Below are 15,956 nucleotides of genomic sequence, written 5' to 3'. Positions count from 1 at the left end.
CGGATGAGAGGGAAAATCCCCGTCACGGTTTTACGACTGCGGCGGGGTTTTTTCATGCCGCGCGGCTCCCTACGGTTTATCATGCGCTGGCGTTGCGGAAAAGTTTTCCGCACCCCTCATTTCCTTTCGTAAAGCCTGAAGCTGATTTCAGCACTATGACCACCAATATCAATGACATCATGCGGATGCTTCCGCACCGCTATCCGTTTCTGCTGATTGACCGTGTGCTCGAAATCAGCGAGGATCTGACGACCTGCAAGGTTCTGAAAAACGTTACCGCCAACGAACCGCAGTTCACGGGACACTTCCCGGAATTCCCGGTGATGCCCGGTGTGTTGATCATCGAAGCCATGGCGCAGGCCTGTGCGGTGCTTGCGATGTCGCGTTTGACCGAAGAGCAGAAAAAAGAGAAGGCGCTCTTTTACTTTGCCGGTATTGATGAAGCGCGCTTTAAGCGCGTGGTGATCCCCGGAGACCAGCTCATTTTTGAGTGCAAGTACATCAAGGACCGTGCCGGTATCGGCTGGTACGAAGCCGTTGCAACCGTTGACGGCCACGTTGCCGCCACCGCCAAGATGATGTGCGCCCGCCGTCCGGTGGAATAACGCACGGATAAATCTGTCCCCAATCTGTTGAGCCGCGCAAGATTTTTTCTCAAACTCTTGCGCGGTTTCGTTTTTGTGAGGACAATACCGTACAAACTTCTGCGGAGATAAAACTATGCCGGTCATTCATCCGTCAAGCCTTGTGGATCCGAAGGCTGAGCTCGATGAGAGCGTTGTCGTAGGTCCCTTCTGTATCGTTGAAGGCAAGGTGAAAATCGGAGCGGGTACTGTTCTCATGAGTCACGTGACCGTGAGGGGCTCTACGACCGTCGGCAAGGGTAACCGCATCTTTCAGGGCGCTGCGATCGGCTGCGAACCCCAGGACAAAAAGTACGCCGGTGAAGACACCGTCCTCATTGTCGGAGACAATAACGTCATCCGCGAAAACTGCACGCTTTCCATCGGCACCGTCCAGGACGAGGGGATTACGCGGGTGGGAAGCGGAAACCTTCTGATGGCCAACGTCCACGTTGCGCACGACTGCAAGGTGGGCGACAACACGATTATTGCCAATAACTGCGCTTTAGCCGGCCATGTCACCGTCGAAGACTACGCCGTGATCGGGGGCCAGACGGGCCTGCATCAGTTCACGCGCGTCGGGCGCCGGGCCATGGTCGGGGGCGCCTCCGGCATTTTGCGTGATGTGCCCCCCTTTATGATCTGCTCGGGTAACCCTGCGCAGCCCCACGGCCTCAACCTCGTGGGTCTGCGCCGCGCCGGGTTTTCGGCCGAACTCTTAAAGCTTCTCAAAGACTGCTATCACGCGATTTACCGGGAAGGAAACCTTGTTTCCGATGCCGTCGCCGAAATGCAGACGATTATTGACGGGGCTCCGGAAGAATACCGTGCGGAACTCACGCACCTGAAGGACTTCGTTCAAAACAGCCCCCGCGGCATCATCCGATGACGGGTGCAGTGACGGCCCTGGTGCCCGCGGTGTCGCGCTCCCCTTCAAGCGGCGTTGCCTGGCTTGCGGGTGAGGCAAGCGGCGACTTTCTCGCCAGCCTCGTTCTCCCGGAACTTGAGCGCCGCATGGGAGGGGCCCTGCAGTTCGGTATCGGCGGCGAAAAGATGCTTGAAGCCGGGCTTTTTCCCTGGTATACGAGTGACCGCCTCTCGGTGATGGGGTACGTCGAGGTTTTAAAGAAACTCCCGTCCCTTTTGTGGCTCAGAAGCCGCATGATCAGCCGCATCAAGACCCTGCACCCCCGCGCCTTTATCGGCGTGGATGCGCCTGACTTCAACCTCGGCATTGAAACGGCCCTAAGGCGTGAAGGGATCCCCACGGTGCATTTTGTCTCGCCCTCGATTTGGGCGTGGCGGCCCGAGCGCATTGAAAAGATCCGGCGGGCTGCGGACCACGTGCTTCTCATCTTTCCCTTTGAAAAGACGATCTACGATCAGGCGGGGATTCCGGCAACCTACGTGGGGCACCCTTTGGCGGGCATCATTCCGATGAAGCCCGACCCCGCGGCCGCGCGCGCGGAACTCGGTCTGGATACAAAGGGGGAGCCCCTTTTTGCGGTTCTGCCCGGGTCGCGCGTGAGTGAAGTCTCCGGGTGCGCCCCCATTTTCTTTCAGGCGTGCGAGCGGCTGCTTGAGAGGCTTGGGGCCGGATGCTTTGTGATTCCGGCGGTCGATGACGCCCGCCGCGCGCAGATTGAAAACGCGGTGAAAAAGTATCCGCGGATCGCGGAGAGAACCACCGTCATTACCGGTAAAAGCCACCGGGTGCTTGAAGCCAGTGACGCCGTGATGACGGCTTCGGGTACCGCAGCCCTTGAAGCGGCGCTCTATAAAAAGCCGATGGTCGTGGGGTACGTCATGCCGGGGTTGACGGCCATGATGTTTCGTAAAAAAGGGCTCATCCCGTACGTGAGCCTGCCGAACATCCTGCTGCAAAGCGTGGTGGTGCCGGAGTTTCTGCAGTACTTCTGTACGCCTGACGCCCTCGCGTGCGGCCTCATTCATGAGATGCGGCCCTCCCGCGCCGCGGAACTCGCCGAGCGCTTTACGGCGCTGCATGAGTCGCTTCTTCGGCCGACTGCGGATCTCGCTGTCGACGCGATTATGTCGGTTTTCCGGTAGCAGGCAGAGCGCAAAGCGGACACCGCGACGGGGCTGCCTGCGGGCCGCTGATGCGTTTTAATTTCTGATAATTAATATGTTTTTTAATATCAGTTATCTGTTTTTCTTAACGCGGTTAAGCTTAACGGCGTTAAGAGATTCGTAACCGTTTAAAGTGCTGCCGGCCTAATTCCTTCGGAGACTGACGGGAGGGTGCCCTGGGCCGCTACAATGAGGGCTTCGTCCCCTTCGAACTTTCCGCCTGTTTCATGTCCGCTGCTGTTATTCCCGTCATTGACCGTGAGCACGCACGCGCTGCGGTTTTGTCGCTGCCGGTGCCCGTCACGGGGGCCGTGCGCGAAGAAGGCGGACGCATCATCGACACGCGGGGGCGGCCTTTGAGAGACCTCAGAATTTCGGTCACCGATGCCTGCAATTTCCGCTGCCGCTACTGCATGCCCAAGGAAAAGTTTCCGAGCCGCCATCAGTTTCTCGCGCACACGGAGCTTCTCACCTTTGAAGAAATCGAGCGGCTCGTGAGAATCTTTGTAAAGCTCGGAATCGAAAAGGTGCGGCTGACCGGGGGAGAGCCGCTGTTGCGCAAGAACGTCGATGTGCTCGTTCATAAACTAAAAGGCATCCGCACGCGGCAGGGGCAGCCCCTTGACGTTGCGATGACCACGAACGCAACGCTTCTGGCGCGCATGGCAGGCAAACTCAAGGCCGCGGGCCTAAACCGCGTCACGGTGAGTCTGGACGCTCTGTCAGAACCCCTTTTTCAGTCGATTAACGACGTGGGATTTCCGGCCGCCAAGGTTCTGGAAGGCATTGACGCGGCACGCGCCGCGGGCTTAAGCGTTAAGGTTAATACCGTTGTGAAGCGCGGCATGAACGAAGGTGAAGTCCTCCCTTTGTGTGAGCACTTCAGAAACACCGGCATTGTGCTGCGCTTCATTGAATACATGGATGCGGGGACAGCCAACGGCTGGCGCATGGACGAGGTGGTGCCCTCAAGCGAGCTCGTTCAGAAGATTTCCGCAAAGTGGCCCTTAAAACCGGTTGATGCCTGTTACCGCGGGGAGGTGGCCTCGCGCTGGGCCTACGCCGACGGCGCGGGCGAAGTGGGCTTTATCAGTTCGGTGACGCAGGCTTTCTGCCGGGACTGCACCCGGGCAAGGCTCTCGGTCGAAGGCGGGCTTTTTCTGTGCCTTTTTGCCGACCGGGGCTATGACATCCGCACGATGCTTCGGGGCGGCGCCACCGACGAAGAAATTCTCGAGGCGGTGGCGCGCATCTGGACCAACCGCGACAACCACTATTCCGAAATCCGCACGGAGGCAACGGCGGGATTAAGGCGCGTAGAAATGCAGTACATCGGCGGCTAATCCGTTGTTGTTAAAAGAAAAGCCGGTTCCCCGAGTGAGGAAACCGGCTTTGCCGTTAAACGGTCAGATTACTTGAAAAGAGGGGCGACGAGCTCGGCTTCGTGGGCGAGTTCGGCGACGGTCTTGTCCAACCGCGCCTTGGCTTCACCTTCAAAGTTAAGGCCCTTCACGATTTCATAGTTACCCTTGCCGTCACAGGTGCAGGGCATACCGCAGATGAGGCCTTCGGGGATGCCGTAGGAGCCGTCGCTCGGAACACCCATCGTGACCCAGCCGCCGTTGCTGCCCAGGAACCAGTCGTGCATGTGATCAATCGCCGCAGCAGCTGCGGAAGCCGCAGAGCTTGCGCCGCGGGCTTCAATAATCGCCGCGCCGCGCGTGCTCACCGTCGGGATGAAGTCCTTTTCGTACCATTCGGCGTCAACGAGGTCCGCGGCCTTCTTGCCTGCAATTTCGCAGTTGCGGATATCCGGGTACATGGTGTTGGAGTGATTGCCCCAGACGGCCATGCGGCGGATTTCAGCTACGGGCGTCCCTGTCTTGGCGGAAAGCTGAGCCAAGGAGCGATTGTGGTCAAGGCGCAGCATCGCATTAAAGCAGGTTGCAGACAACGAGGGCGCCGACTTCATGGCGATGTAGGCGTTCGTGTTGCAGGGGTTGCCGACAACGAGAACCTTCACGTCGCGGGCGGCGACTTCGTCAAGGGCCTTACCCTGAACGGTGAAGATTGCGCCGTTCGCGGACAAGAGTTCACTTCTGTCCATGCCCTTGGTACGCGGGCGGGCGCCAACGAGGAGCGCAGCCTGCGCGTCACGGAAAGCGACCTTCGGGTCGCTCGTGGCGATCATGTCGGCTACCAGTGGGAAGGCGCAGTCGGAGAGTTCCATCATCACGCCCTTTAACCGCTGGGCGCTTTCCGGCGTGTCGCGTTCAAGCAGCTGCAGGATCACGGGCTGGTCCGGGCCGAGCATGTCGCCCGCGGCAATGCGGAAAAGCAGGGAATAACCGATCTGGCCGGCAGGGCCGGTCACGGCAACGCGAATAGGCTTCTTCATTTTTTGTGATCCTAAAGTTGACTGGAAGTGCCGCGCGTGTCTGATAGGAGGGCACTGACGGCTGAGGTCTCGTGATTCTACATTTTCAAAGAACGGGTTTTTTCGTGATGCCGTTCCTGAAATATGTTCAGAGCGATATTTTCGGACGACTCTATAGGAAGCAAACTATAGAGTGCAAGAAGATTTATCAGAAATCGGAAAGGGGAGGACGCTGCCGGGGCTTTAGAGTGCCCCCGGCAGCGCAGGGACTTACGCGTTGCGCGTTTTTTCGAGGTGAAGTTTCGCGATGATGGTCGCAGCGATCTCTTCAATGGACTTGGTGGTGGAATTGAGCCATTCGATACCGTTTGCGTGCATCAGGTTTTCGGCGGCTTCAATTTCGGAGCGGCAGTTTTCAATGCTCGCGTACCGGGATCCCGGACGGCGCTCGTTGCGGATTTCGCTTAGGCGCTCGGGCTTAATGGAAAGTCCGAAGAGTTTGCTGTGAAGCGGCTCAAGGGCTTCGGGGAGCGTCCCGCGGTCAAAGTCCTCGGGAATTAAGGGGTAGTTGGCGACCTTAATGCCGAACTGCATCGCAAGAAAGAGGCTCGTGGGCGTTTTGCCTGAGCGCGAGACGCCCACCAAAATGACGTCGGCCTGATCCAGGCCCCGGTTTGTCTGACCGTCGTCGTGCGTAAGCGTGTAGTCGATCGCGGCAATACGCTGGTTGTAGCGCTCTTCGTTCTGAATCTTGTGCGTTGCGCCCACGGTGTGGGTGCTTTTCATGCCGAGCTCACGCTCCATCGGGCCCACAAACGAACGGAAGAGCTCGACCTGAAAGCCCGGCGCTTGCTTTAGGAAGGCCTGCGAAATCGTGGGGTCCACAAACGTGGAGAAAACGAGGGGACGCACGCCGGTTTCAGCCTGCACGCGGCTGATGCGCTCAGCAACCTGATGGGCTTTTTCCACGGAATCCACAAACGGGATGCGGTGCTGCTCGTAGACCAAATCCGGGAACTGGGTCATCACGGAGTGCGCGAGGGTTTCGGCCGTGATGGCGGTGCCGTCGCTCACGATGAAAACAGGACGCCAATTTTTGTTTTGCTCAGCCATTTTGTGTGAAGAAAGCTGGTTGTCGGAGGTGGCGGCATTGTATCAGCCGTATGACAGACGCATGACAGAGCGGGGAGGACGGGCGGCGGCGTCGCCGGCTGAATCCTTTCTCTTAGATCAACCTTCTTCTTAATCCTGTGCTCCTTTGTGACAGGCCCGTTACAAAAGGGGCTTTGCGCGCGGCGTTTGGGCCGCGAAGCGGCTACAATGGCGGCACGTTTTAAAACCCCCTTGCGTTTTTCTAAACGAGGATCAAATGGTTCAAGGCCGTTACGTATTCCCTTTCAGCCAGCTTCGCATGACCGACGTTGACCGCGTCGGCGGCAAAAATGCCTCCCTGGGCGAACTTTTAAGTCAGCTTACCGATGCGGGCATCCGTGTTCCGGACGGCTTTGCCACCACGGCCGAAGCCTTCCGACTCTTTATTAAGGAAAGCGGCCTTGAGGACCGTATCGCTAAGCGCCTCGCGGCTCTTGACGTGGAGGATGTGAAGGCGCTCGCCGAAGCCGGCGCCGAAATCCGCCGCTGGATTGAAGAGGCGCCGTTTCCTGCGGAACTCGAAAAGGAAATCCGCGCGTTTTACGAGTGGCTCAAAGACGGCCAGGACGAAATTTCCGTGGCGGTGCGCTCTTCGGCAACCGCTGAAGACCTCCCGGACGCCTCCTTTGCCGGCCAGCAGGAAACGTACCTCAACGTCGTCGGGATCGATCAGGTCCTTTCCCGCATGAAGGAAGTGTTCGCGTCGCTTTATAACGACCGCGCGATCAGCTACCGCGTCCACAAGGGCTTTACCCACATGGAAGTGGCGCTTTCCGCGGGCGTGCAGAGAATGTGCCGCTCGGATAAAGGTGCCGCAGGCGTCATGTTTACGCTTGACACCGAAAGCGGCTTTGATCAGGTTGTTTTTGTGACCGCGAGCTACGGCCTGGGTGAAACCGTCGTTCAGGGTGCCGTGAACCCCGACGAATTCTTCGTGCATAAGCCGAGCCTTGCCGCGGGCAAGTACCCGATCGTGCGCCGCACTTTGGGCAGTAAGCTCATCAAGATGGAGTTTGATCCGGAAAAAGCCTCCGGGCGCTCGGTTCGCACGGTTGACGTGGAACCCGAAGACCGCCGCCGCTTTGCGCTCACCGACGACGACGTCATTGAACTTGCGAAATTTGCCTGCATCATTGAAAAGCACTACGGCCGTCCCATGGATATTGAATGGGGTAAAGACGGCATCGACGGCAAGATCTACATTCTGCAGGCGCGGCCTGAGACCGTGAAGAGCCGTCAGAACACCGCCGACGTGCAGCAGAAATTTACTCTCAAGAGCCGCGGCAAGGTCCTTGCCGAAGGCCGCGCCATCGGTCAGAAGATCGGTGCGGGTCCGGTGAGAATCGTTGCTGACGCCAGCGAAATGGACCGTGTGCAAAAGGGTGATGTGCTTGTCACCGACATGACCGACCCCAACTGGGAACCGGTGATGAAGAAGGCGAGCGCCATTGTCACGAACCGCGGCGGCCGTACCTGCCACGCGGCCATCATTGCCCGCGAACTCGGTATTCCGGCGGTTGTGGGGTGCGGTGACGCGACCGAATCGCTCACCGAAAACGAACCCGTCACGGTGAGCTGCGCCGAAGGCGACACCGGTTACATCTACGGCGGCATTCAGGACTTTGCCGTTGAAGAAGTGCGCCGCGGGGCGCTTCCCGAGATCCCCGTGAAGGTCATGATGAACATCGGCAACCCGCAGCTTGCCTTTGACTTCTGCCAGATTCCGAATAAGGGCGTGGGCCTTGCGCGTCTGGAATTCATCATCAACAACAATATCGGCGTGCATCCCAAGCTCTGCCTTGATTACCCGAATATTCCGAGTGAACTCCGCGACAAGCTTGAACGCATCTCCGCGGGCTACAAGTCGCCCCTGGACTTCTTCGTGAGTAAGCTCGCCGAAGGTGTGGCAACGATTGCCTGCGCCTTCTGGCCCAAGAAGGTGATCGTGCGTCTGTCGGACTTTAAGAGCAACGAGTACCGTAAGTTGACGGGCGGCGCTCTGTACGAACCGGAAGAAGAAAACCCCATGCTGGGTTTCCGCGGTGCAAGCCGCTACATCGCCCACAGCTTTGCGGACTGCTTCGAACTCGAATGCCGTGCCATGAAGCGCGTGCGCGACGAAATGGGGCTCACCAACGTCGAACTCATGGTGCCCTTTGTCCGTACCATCGATGAAATCAAGGAAACCGTGGCGGTTCTTGAAAAGAACGGCTTAAAGCGCGGTGAAAACGGTCTGCGCCTCAACATGATGTGCGAAATTCCGTCCAACGCCCTTTTGGCAGACGAATTCCTTGACTACGTCGACGGCTTCTCGATTGGTTCCAACGACCTCACGCAGTTGACGCTCGGCCTTGACCGTGACTCGGGCCTGGTCGCCAAGAGCTTTGACGAGCGCAACGCCGCTGTGAAGAAGCTCCTTTCGATGGCGATTAAGACCTGCCGTGCACGCGGCAAGTACGTGGGTATCTGCGGTCAGGGGCCGTCCGATCACGCCGACTTTGCGGCCTGGCTCATGGAAGAGGGGATTGAGTCCATTTCTCTGAACCCCGACACCGTGGTCGATACGTGGCGTAAGCTCGCCAAGATCGGTAAGGCTTAACCGGTCAGTTTCCGGGACAGCGACTGCTACCGGAAACGCACACCCGGCCGCGGACATGAGAGAATTGTCGGGCCGGGTTTTCTTTTTTCTTAAGATAGGAAGTCAACGGCCATGGGTGATATTGACCGTCGGGACGTGGATTTGGTGATGCAGGCGTTGCCGCCTCAGGCGAGGATTGCCCTCGATGCGCTCTCTGAACTTCAGAAGCGCCCCGCCGAAGATGTTTTACGGGACGAAATCGCCAAGTACATTGCGGGCAGGCTCCCTGCAATCGACATTGATTCGGCACTCTCTGCCCTGCAGCAGACGGCCTACCAGGCCGGTTACCTCATCGGGCGGCTGCGCCGGATGTCGCGGGAATTCGGTGAAGACTAAAAGGGCCACCCTTTAAGCCGCCAGGCGGCGTCCCAGAAAATCCATTCAAGCCGGCAGGACGTGAGGTAGTTTTCCGTCATCCGTGCGCGGTTTTCTGCGGTTTCTCTAGCTGCGAGCCGGTCCGCGAGCCCCACAGCTTTTTTAACGGTCTCTGAATACGCCGGATCGCCGTAGGCACCGAGCCACGCCTGGTAGGGATTGCCGGGCGCCACGTTTGCGGCAATCATTTTTCCCACGGTTTTATAAAGCGTAAAGCAGGGCAAAAGTGCCGCCCAGGCGGCGCCGACTGAGCTGTCAAGCGTGGCCTTGGCTTCCCAGCTTACATAAAAAAGGGTTGAGGGTTTGACGCGCGTGAGTGCTGTGATGTCGCGGCCGTCTCTGAGTTTTTCAATCAGTTCAAGAATCCAGACTTCGGTCTGCGACGTTTCTTTAATCCATTGCGTAAGAAGCCGGTGGTCGGCGGCGTCGGTGAGACGCTTTTCAACGCGCGTGAGGCTCTCACCGTAACCCTTGAGGTAAATGACGTTTTGTGCGAGATACCAGAGGACCTTTTCACGGGCGATGGTGCCTGAGGCGAGTTCCTGCAGGAAAGGATGGGCGAGAACGGCGTCGGTTACGGAGCGCGTGCGGGCGAAGGCCTCAGCTGACCACGAAGCGGCAGCGGGGACTGTGAACGGGATGCCTGCAGCGGCGAGGGCGGCCGTCTGCGTTAAAAAGGAGCGGCGGGAGAGAAGAGCTGACATAACGGAGCTTGAAGTACAGAGAAACCGTATTTTGCACGTGTCAGCCAAGAATGGAGAAGGACCGGGGCAATCGTAAGCCAGGGCTTTGAAAATCCATGGATTTTCGGTGATATTTTCCTTTCGGAGCAGATATGGTTCTGCTGCGGCCGCCTTCGTCCTCGGGATGGAAGGCCACCAAAGTGGCAGAACTCAGACCAGTTTCGCCTGGCCGGCCGAAGGCGTTGCTTCCGCGTCAGAAAACGGTGGAAGGGAGCTTGCCTCGAGAAAGAAAATAGATTTTGGACACTGACTTCTGATGTACTCAGTGATTTCACGGGCGGACAATCCGCGTCCATATAAATCGATGATGGCGTCATCGAAGTCATTGAAATGCCGTGAGTGCTTGGGTACCAGGCGTGGAACATAAGTCCCCTTGCGATCGTGGGGAACCTGGATTTCTAAATCGCCTTTATTGCCGTGAAGCGTTTTCTTGCTGTACCCATTGCGTTTGTTTTCAACGCGCTCAGCCGACGATTCCTCTTCGTTGAGATTTTCGTCTTCCTGTGTCAAATGGTGCTGCAGTTCCCCTTGCAGGGCGGCGTTGATGAAGCGTTGGGCTACGATCTTCATCGCTTCGTTGAAATGAGCCTGCGTTAAGGCCGTTAAGCCGCCGGCTTCCATGGGTGTGTGTAGATTTTTGTGTCTAGCGCGGGTTTACGGTTGAGCTTGTTGGCTCGCTAACAGGGGTATTTAACCCCAGGTACTTCGGGGCTGTCAAGCCCCAATTTTTCCATCAGTGGTAATGCGATGATTCAGGGTACGACGGCGGCATGGGAGGGCTGCATGGCCGCCCCCATGGGGGCGGCCATGCAGCGGCGCGCCGCTACCGGAATATCCCAGTTTCGTCTCCTTAAGTTGTAACACTGCAACTGCTATGCTGAAACACTGTTTCAGTACTCCGCGGCAATTAAGCCTGCCCAGCGGCAAATCGCTCACCGTACATGGCTGCAAACACCGGCATGGCTTCACTCCAAGCACGAACAGGCAGCTTCCATTTTTCCATAATGCGCTGAAGTGCCAAGTAAATCAGCTTCTTGGCGGATTCTTCATGCGGAAACATGGTTCGAGTTTTGATTACCTTCCGAACGCCACGGTTGAGAGCCTCAATACTGTTGGTCGTATACAACAACTTCCGAATCGACCGGGGAAAGTTGAAGAAGGGTATCACCTGTGCCCAGGCAGAGCGCCAACTCTGCGCTACATATGGGTAACGTTTGCCCATAGGGCTATTTTCAAAGGCAACCAAGGCCGCCAACGCTTCTTCGGGGGTATTGGCCTGGTAAATGGGCTTTAAGCCGGCCATTACAGCCTTTCGATCCTTGTGGCTGACGAAGGCTGTAGAGGCACGGATGAGATGGACAATGCAGGTTTGATGTTGCGCCTGGGGAAATACGGCTTCAATGGCTTGCGTCATACCCTTGAGGCCGTCTGTGACGGCGATCAGGATGTCCTCTACGCCACGGTTTTTCAATTCCGTAAATACCGACGTCCAGAAAGCCGCGCCTTCGTTTTCATGAACCCACATGCCGAGCACATCGCGTCGGCCGTCACAACGTACGCCGAGAGCCAAATGAACCGCCATCTTCTTGATGACGCCGTCCTTACGGATATTGATGCGCAAAGCGTCAAAGAACACCACCGGGTAGACCGAATCCAACGGACGGCCTTGCCATTGCCGTACGTCGTCATTTACCTTTTCCGTCACGGTGCTGATGAATTCGGCACTCACTTCAACGTGGCACTGAGTTCTGATGAACTCAGCGATTTCACGGGTAGACAATCCGCGTCCATATAAATCGATGATGGCGTCATCGAAGTCATTGAAATGCCGTGAGTGCTTGGGTACCAGGCGGGGAACATAAGTCCCCTTGCGATCGCGGGGAACCTGGATTTCTATATCGCCTTGATTGCCGTGAAGCGTTTTCTTGCTGTACCCATTGCGTTTGTTTTCAACGCGCTCAGCCGACGATTCCTCTTCGTTGAGATTTTCGTCTTCCTGTGTCAAATGGTGCTCCAGTTCCCCTTGCAGGGCGGCGTTGATGAAGCGTTGGGCTACGATCTTCATCGCCTCGTTGAAATGAGCCTGCGTTAAGGCCGTTAAGCCGCCGGCTTCCATCAGTTGCTCTACGGCATCGTTCAGAATGGCCTGCTGTTGGTCGGTAAATTTTACGGTGTCGTTTATTTTGGGTGTACTCTAAGAGAGCAAAAAACACCATTCTCACAGAATTTCCCGCATTCCTCCCGGGGCTTGAGCCCCGGGAGGAATGCGGGCTTTCGAAATTTTTTAATTTTGGCCCAAACGCAGCCAAACCATGCACATAGTTTTCGCTTAAGGTATATTCAGCCGCTATGAAATCGCGCACACCGTCCTTTGTCATCGAGCTGGGCCTGAAAACCGGAGAGGATCAGGAAAGTGCACTGGAGACCTACTTCTCCGATGCATGCCAGCTCTTCAATGCTGTTCTTGGAACAGCAAAGAAACGCGTGCGCGCCATGAAAAGCACTGAAGCATGGAAGCTGACGGCCGCGATGCCCAAGGGCAAAGACCGTAACAAGCGGTTTAAGGAAATTCAGAAGTCCGCCCTCCTTTCCGAGTATGCCCTGCATGATGTCGTGAAAGAGCACCGTGCCAAGGGCGGCTTTACAAAGCGCATCGGCATCAACGAAGCGCAGAAAATTGCCACACGTGTCTGGCAGGGCATTGAGCGCTGGCTGCTTCATCAGGGCGGTCAGCCGCGGTTTAAGAGTGCTAAACGGGGCTTGCACAGCGTTGAGGGAAAATCAAACAAAACAGGGTTGCGTTGGAAGGCCAAGACGTGGACGCTCGAGGTTCTGGATCTGGTGATAAAGGCTGAAGCGCCGGATGCCTGGCAGAAAGAAGCTCTTCTTTCAGCAACAGATCCGTCCGGCTTTAAGCGTGTCAAATACTGCCGTCTTGTCCGGCGGATGATCCGCGGCCGTATGCGCTACTTTGTTCAGCTCATTGTCGAAGGCGTACCGCCCGTCAAGCACGTTTATGCTCCCAAGGATCTCAAGGTGGCTGTTGACCCGGGCCCGAGGACCATGACTTTTTACAGCCCCGAGTGGCAGCAAAAGATTTTGGTGAGCGCGGGCACTGTCTCTCAGGAAAAGGAGATTGCGCGTCTTTTACGTGCCATGGACCGCTCCCGCAGAGACACAAATCGGGAGTGCTACAACGCGGACGGCACCGTTAAAGCCGCCGGAAAAAAGATTGTCTGGAAGAAATCCAAGACCTATAAGGCAACAAAGGCAAAACTTGCGGATCTGTACCGCCGCCAGGCGCAAACCCGCCGTTGCCTGCACGGCGAAGTGATTAACCAGGTGTTCGGCCGGGCCGGCACCGTCATTGTGGAGAAGAACTCATACAAAGCATTTCAGAGAGCCGGATACGGCAAGAGTTTGGGCAAAAGCGGTATTGCAGGATTGATAACCCGGATGACAAGTAAGGCTGAAAGCGCCGGCTGTTGTGTGGTGAAAGTCAGTCCCCGGAAACTGCGCCCGAGTCAGCACGATCCCGAAACGGGAACGTACCGTAAGAAGGCTCTTTGGGAGAGAAGTCATCAGTTGGGAGATACGGGCTGGTACATGGACCGCGACCTTGCGGCCGCCATGAACCTGTATTTTGCGGATCCCGCCACTGACAGCTACGATCTGAAGGCTGAGCAATCAGCGCTTGCGAGGCACAAACAAGTCTCAGGGAACGCCGGATCGATAGTGCAGTACAAACCAGCGAATCGGCAAGACGAAGCAGTCCTTCGCCGGAACCGACGGATCGAGCTGATGAAGCCCGTACCCGTAGAGCGGTTGCGTTTTAAATGTTCCTGTGGTGCAGGGGACGCCCGGGCAGACAAGGCCTCAAAAACCTTGGCTGTTACGGGAAAGCCTGCACCGTGTCAGGAAACCCCGCGCTTTCAAGCGCGGGTTGTTTAGGCGGTAGAACACACGGTTCCAGAAGGTATTTTCCCACTTCTTTAGCCACAAAAAGCCAATCAACCAATGTTACTGTCGTACAGTGCTTTTCTATCTCTAGTTTAGACTTTCTCCATAAGATAGTTTATAGTTTTGCCATATCCTAGTTTAGAAAAAAACCAAGTGATAGTTTAGTATTTATCCATCTCAAACTTTAGAGTTTCTCCATGGCAGGCTCTCCTAGGATCATCCCGCGTTGGGCAACGCACGAACTTCTGGCCCAATTGGAAACGCATCGTGTGGTTTCCGTGGTTGGGTGTCGCCAATCCGGCAAAACCACGATACTCCTAAAAACTCCGCTGCCCCACGTCAAGTTTCAATCTCTTGACGTGCAGGCAAACTTTTCCGCAGCCGTAGCCGATCCCAGTTATTTCGTTCGGCGCAGGGCTCCTGATATTTTGGTCATCGATGAAATTCAGAAGGTTCCCCAGCTGATCGGAGAAATCAAGTTCCAGGTCGACCGGAATCCGGAAAAAGGGCAATACATCATCTCCGGGTTGTCGGACTACCGAAAGCTTCCTCAAGCCAATGAGTCATTGGCCGGTCGTGCCGGCCTGGTTCGTGTTCGAACATTTTCCGAAGCCGAACAACGCAGCATGCAGCCTGGTTTTTTACAAGCATTGTTCGACGGGCTCCTTCCGCTCTCCCTCAGGTTTGATTGCAGCAAAGAAATGGTGCTAGAAACCGTCATCCGTGGCGGATATCCCGAAATACTCTCGATCAAGACCCAGGCAGGAAGAAGCCGATGGTACGCGTCCTATTTGCAAAACCAGGTTCTTCTGGACATGAGGGCACAATGGGATACGCGCAAAATGCCCATCTGCGAGAAGGTCATGGAATGTGCCGCCATCTTCTCCGGCCGTGAGTTAAAGAAATCCGCCTTGGCCAATCAATTTGCCATTTCCTGGCAGACGCTAGACAAATATTGGTCCGCAATTGAAGCCATGTTTCTCGTTGACATGGTCGACGGTTGGACTAAAAAAGATTACGACCGCCCTGGATCAAGCCCCAAAGGCTTTATGACGGATAGCGGCCTAATGGCTCACTACCTACACATTCTCAATCCAGCAATGATTCTAGAAAGTAGTGAAAAATCTCAAAATGAAGGTGGAAAGCTTGTTGAAACATGGGTCTACAACCAACTTATGCCGGAAGTTGACCTCAACCCAACCTGGCAGCTGAATTACTTCCGTTCTCGCAGCCATGAAATCGATTTTCTAATCACCAACGAGACAGGGCATATTGTCGGTATTGAGGTGAAGGCTAGCGAAAGCGTCAGCTCCGATGACTTCAGGCATTTGAAATGGTTCCAGGATCTCGTCGGCAAAGACAACTTCAACGGGATCATTCTCTACGCCGGCAACGAAGTGCGATCCGGTGGAAATGGACTCTTCGCCCTTCCCATGTCTGCTCTGTGGTCGAACTTCTCAAAGTGGGAGAAGCTATCGTGACTGCTCCCCGTCCGATTTGAAAACAAATCGGGCGAGTCCTTTGATTCAGGTTGCCCCGGAACTGTCAGTCTCGCCACGAAATCCTTGCTGACGCAGTCCTTGTACGGTTAGGGATGGAATCCCATGCCGTCGGAATCTCCTGAACTCGCGCTCAGTGGTCCCTTCTCGGACTTGATATTGGAGGACGACACCGGCGTCAAGCCAGGCTGCTACTCCGGCTAGAACGGCCTCACGGATCCGCTCCGGGTCGTACTTGTGCTTTTTGATGTCTGCGTACAACAGGTTCAGACAGGCTGCCGCATCGCGATCAATCCAGCGATCGTCGGCACTGTCGCCCAATCGGACGCGGCGCTCCCAAAGTTCATGTCTGACAAATTTGTCCGTCAGCAGATTGTGCTGAGTGGGCTTGAGCTTCCTTGGCGATACAACCGTTACCTGCAAACCGGCGCTTTCAGCCTTGCTTGTCAGTTGAGTGTACGGTGTGCCACGGTGATTCCTTTCGCGCCCTACGGGAGC

The 15,956-nt window shown here is 56.2% G+C and carries 12 protein-coding genes and 1 pseudogene; 8 read left to right on the top strand and 5 right to left on the bottom strand.

The genetic code is table 11. From position 1 onward, the window contains the following. Positions 1 to 155 precede the first annotated feature (155 nt). The 4 genes from fabZ to moaA all read left to right on the top strand — a co-directional run bounded on the left by fabZ (position 156) and on the right by moaA (position 4,057). Complete coding sequence (fabZ, locus tag NXF97_RS02160) at positions 156 to 605, top strand: 3-hydroxyacyl-ACP dehydratase FabZ (RefSeq protein ID WP_022373165.1); 450 nt, start codon at positions 156 to 158, stop codon at positions 603 to 605. 115 nt (positions 606 to 720) lie between these two features. Continuing rightward, positions 721 to 1,512, top strand: coding sequence for an acyl-ACP--UDP-N-acetylglucosamine O-acyltransferase (lpxA, locus tag NXF97_RS02155; RefSeq protein ID WP_022373164.1), 792 nt, complete (start codon positions 721 to 723; stop codon positions 1,510 to 1,512). Continuing rightward, positions 1,509 to 2,693 carry a lipid-A-disaccharide synthase gene (gene lpxB / locus NXF97_RS02150; RefSeq protein WP_274956301.1) on the top strand — a complete coding sequence of 395 codons (1,185 nt, stop codon included), beginning with the start codon at positions 1,509 to 1,511 and terminating at the stop codon, positions 2,691 to 2,693. The genes lpxA and lpxB overlap by 4 nt, the downstream gene beginning before the upstream one ends. A 248-nt stretch (positions 2,694 to 2,941) precedes the next feature. Next, positions 2,942 to 4,057, top strand: coding sequence for a GTP 3',8-cyclase MoaA (gene moaA / locus NXF97_RS02145; protein WP_274956300.1), 1,116 nt, complete (start codon positions 2,942 to 2,944; stop codon positions 4,055 to 4,057). Positions 4,058 to 4,125: 68 nt separating this feature from the next. Here the strand turns inward: moaA and NXF97_RS02140 are convergent, their stop codons facing one another. Beyond that, positions 4,126 to 5,112 (bottom strand): malate dehydrogenase, encoded by a 987-nt coding sequence (locus tag NXF97_RS02140; RefSeq protein WP_022373161.1) that lies wholly within the window; start codon positions 5,110 to 5,112, stop codon positions 4,126 to 4,128. A 249-nt stretch (positions 5,113 to 5,361) separates the two neighbouring features. Continuing rightward, a complete protein-coding gene (gene ppsR / locus NXF97_RS02135) occupies positions 5,362 to 6,204 on the bottom strand; it encodes a posphoenolpyruvate synthetase regulatory kinase/phosphorylase PpsR (protein ID WP_022373160.1) in 843 nt (280 codons plus the stop codon). Positions 6,205 to 6,460: 256 nt separating this feature from the next. On the opposite strand from ppsR, the gene ppsA reads away from it, so the two are divergent. Together ppsA and NXF97_RS02125 are read left to right on the top strand one after the other, a co-directional pair. After that, positions 6,461 to 8,842 carry a phosphoenolpyruvate synthase gene (gene ppsA, locus NXF97_RS02130; protein ID WP_074010063.1) on the top strand — a complete coding sequence of 794 codons (2,382 nt, stop codon included), beginning with the start codon at positions 6,461 to 6,463 and terminating at the stop codon, positions 8,840 to 8,842. 111 nt (positions 8,843 to 8,953) lie between these two features. Then, complete coding sequence (locus NXF97_RS02125) at positions 8,954 to 9,217, top strand: hypothetical protein (protein WP_022373158.1); 264 nt, start codon at positions 8,954 to 8,956, stop codon at positions 9,215 to 9,217. Here the strand turns inward: NXF97_RS02125 and NXF97_RS02120 are convergent. From NXF97_RS02120 to NXF97_RS02110, 3 genes and pseudogenes are all read right to left on the bottom strand, one after another. Continuing rightward, the gene (locus NXF97_RS02120) at positions 9,214 to 9,960 is read right to left on the bottom strand and encodes a TenA family protein (RefSeq protein ID WP_274956299.1); all 747 of its coding nucleotides are present in this window, start codon (positions 9,958 to 9,960) and stop codon (positions 9,214 to 9,216) included. The two genes, NXF97_RS02125 and NXF97_RS02120, sit on opposite strands and share 4 nt — an antisense overlap. A 282-nt stretch (positions 9,961 to 10,242) precedes the next feature. After that, positions 10,243 to 10,620: pseudogene (locus tag NXF97_RS02115) on the bottom strand (transposase); the annotation flags it as partial. Positions 10,621 to 10,906: 286 nt separating this feature from the next. Then, positions 10,907 to 12,115 carry an IS256 family transposase gene (locus NXF97_RS02110; RefSeq protein WP_423767306.1) on the bottom strand — a complete coding sequence of 403 codons (1,209 nt, stop codon included), beginning with the start codon at positions 12,113 to 12,115 and terminating at the stop codon, positions 10,907 to 10,909. Between the two features lie 233 nt (positions 12,116 to 12,348). Here NXF97_RS02110 and NXF97_RS02105 point away from each other — a divergent pair, with 233 nt between their 5' ends. Next, on the top strand, positions 12,349 to 13,950 hold the full coding sequence (locus NXF97_RS02105) for a transposase (protein ID WP_274956297.1): 1,602 nt from the start codon (positions 12,349 to 12,351) through the stop codon (positions 13,948 to 13,950). Between the two features lie 206 nt (positions 13,951 to 14,156). Further along, on the top strand, positions 14,157 to 15,440 hold the full coding sequence (locus NXF97_RS02100) for an ATP-binding protein (protein WP_274956296.1): 1,284 nt from the start codon (positions 14,157 to 14,159) through the stop codon (positions 15,438 to 15,440). The last annotated feature ends 516 nt before the right edge of the window (positions 15,441 to 15,956 follow it).

The organism is Duodenibacillus massiliensis, from assembly GCF_928721995.1.
GTDB classification, from domain to species: domain Bacteria; phylum Pseudomonadota; class Gammaproteobacteria; order Burkholderiales; family Burkholderiaceae_F; genus Duodenibacillus; species Duodenibacillus massiliensis.
Note: the sequence above shows the minus strand (reverse complement) of the source record. Positions and strands in the feature narration are given on the sequence as shown.

Coding starts and splice junctions, on each gene's coding strand:
- ppsR (WP_022373160.1), bottom strand. CDS start 6,204: ATGGCTGAGCAAAACAAAAATTGGCGTCCTGTTTTCATCGTGAGCGAC.
- lpxB (WP_274956301.1), top strand. CDS start 1,509: ATGACGGGTGCAGTGACGGCCCTGGTGCCCGCGGTGTCGCGCTCCCCT.
- NXF97_RS02100 (WP_274956296.1), top strand. CDS start 14,157: ATGGCAGGCTCTCCTAGGATCATCCCGCGTTGGGCAACGCACGAACTT.
- fabZ (WP_022373165.1), top strand. CDS start 156: ATGACCACCAATATCAATGACATCATGCGGATGCTTCCGCACCGCTAT.
- moaA (WP_274956300.1), top strand. CDS start 2,942: ATGTCCGCTGCTGTTATTCCCGTCATTGACCGTGAGCACGCACGCGCT.
- ppsA (WP_074010063.1), top strand. CDS start 6,461: ATGGTTCAAGGCCGTTACGTATTCCCTTTCAGCCAGCTTCGCATGACC.
- NXF97_RS02125 (WP_022373158.1), top strand. CDS start 8,954: ATGGGTGATATTGACCGTCGGGACGTGGATTTGGTGATGCAGGCGTTG.
- lpxA (WP_022373164.1), top strand. CDS start 721: ATGCCGGTCATTCATCCGTCAAGCCTTGTGGATCCGAAGGCTGAGCTC.
- NXF97_RS02105 (WP_274956297.1), top strand. CDS start 12,349: ATGAAATCGCGCACACCGTCCTTTGTCATCGAGCTGGGCCTGAAAACC.
- NXF97_RS02110 (WP_423767306.1), bottom strand. CDS start 12,115: ATGGAAGCCGGCGGCTTAACGGCCTTAACGCAGGCTCATTTCAACGAG.
- NXF97_RS02120 (WP_274956299.1), bottom strand. CDS start 9,960: ATGTCAGCTCTTCTCTCCCGCCGCTCCTTTTTAACGCAGACGGCCGCC.
- NXF97_RS02140 (WP_022373161.1), bottom strand. CDS start 5,112: ATGAAGAAGCCTATTCGCGTTGCCGTGACCGGCCCTGCCGGCCAGATC.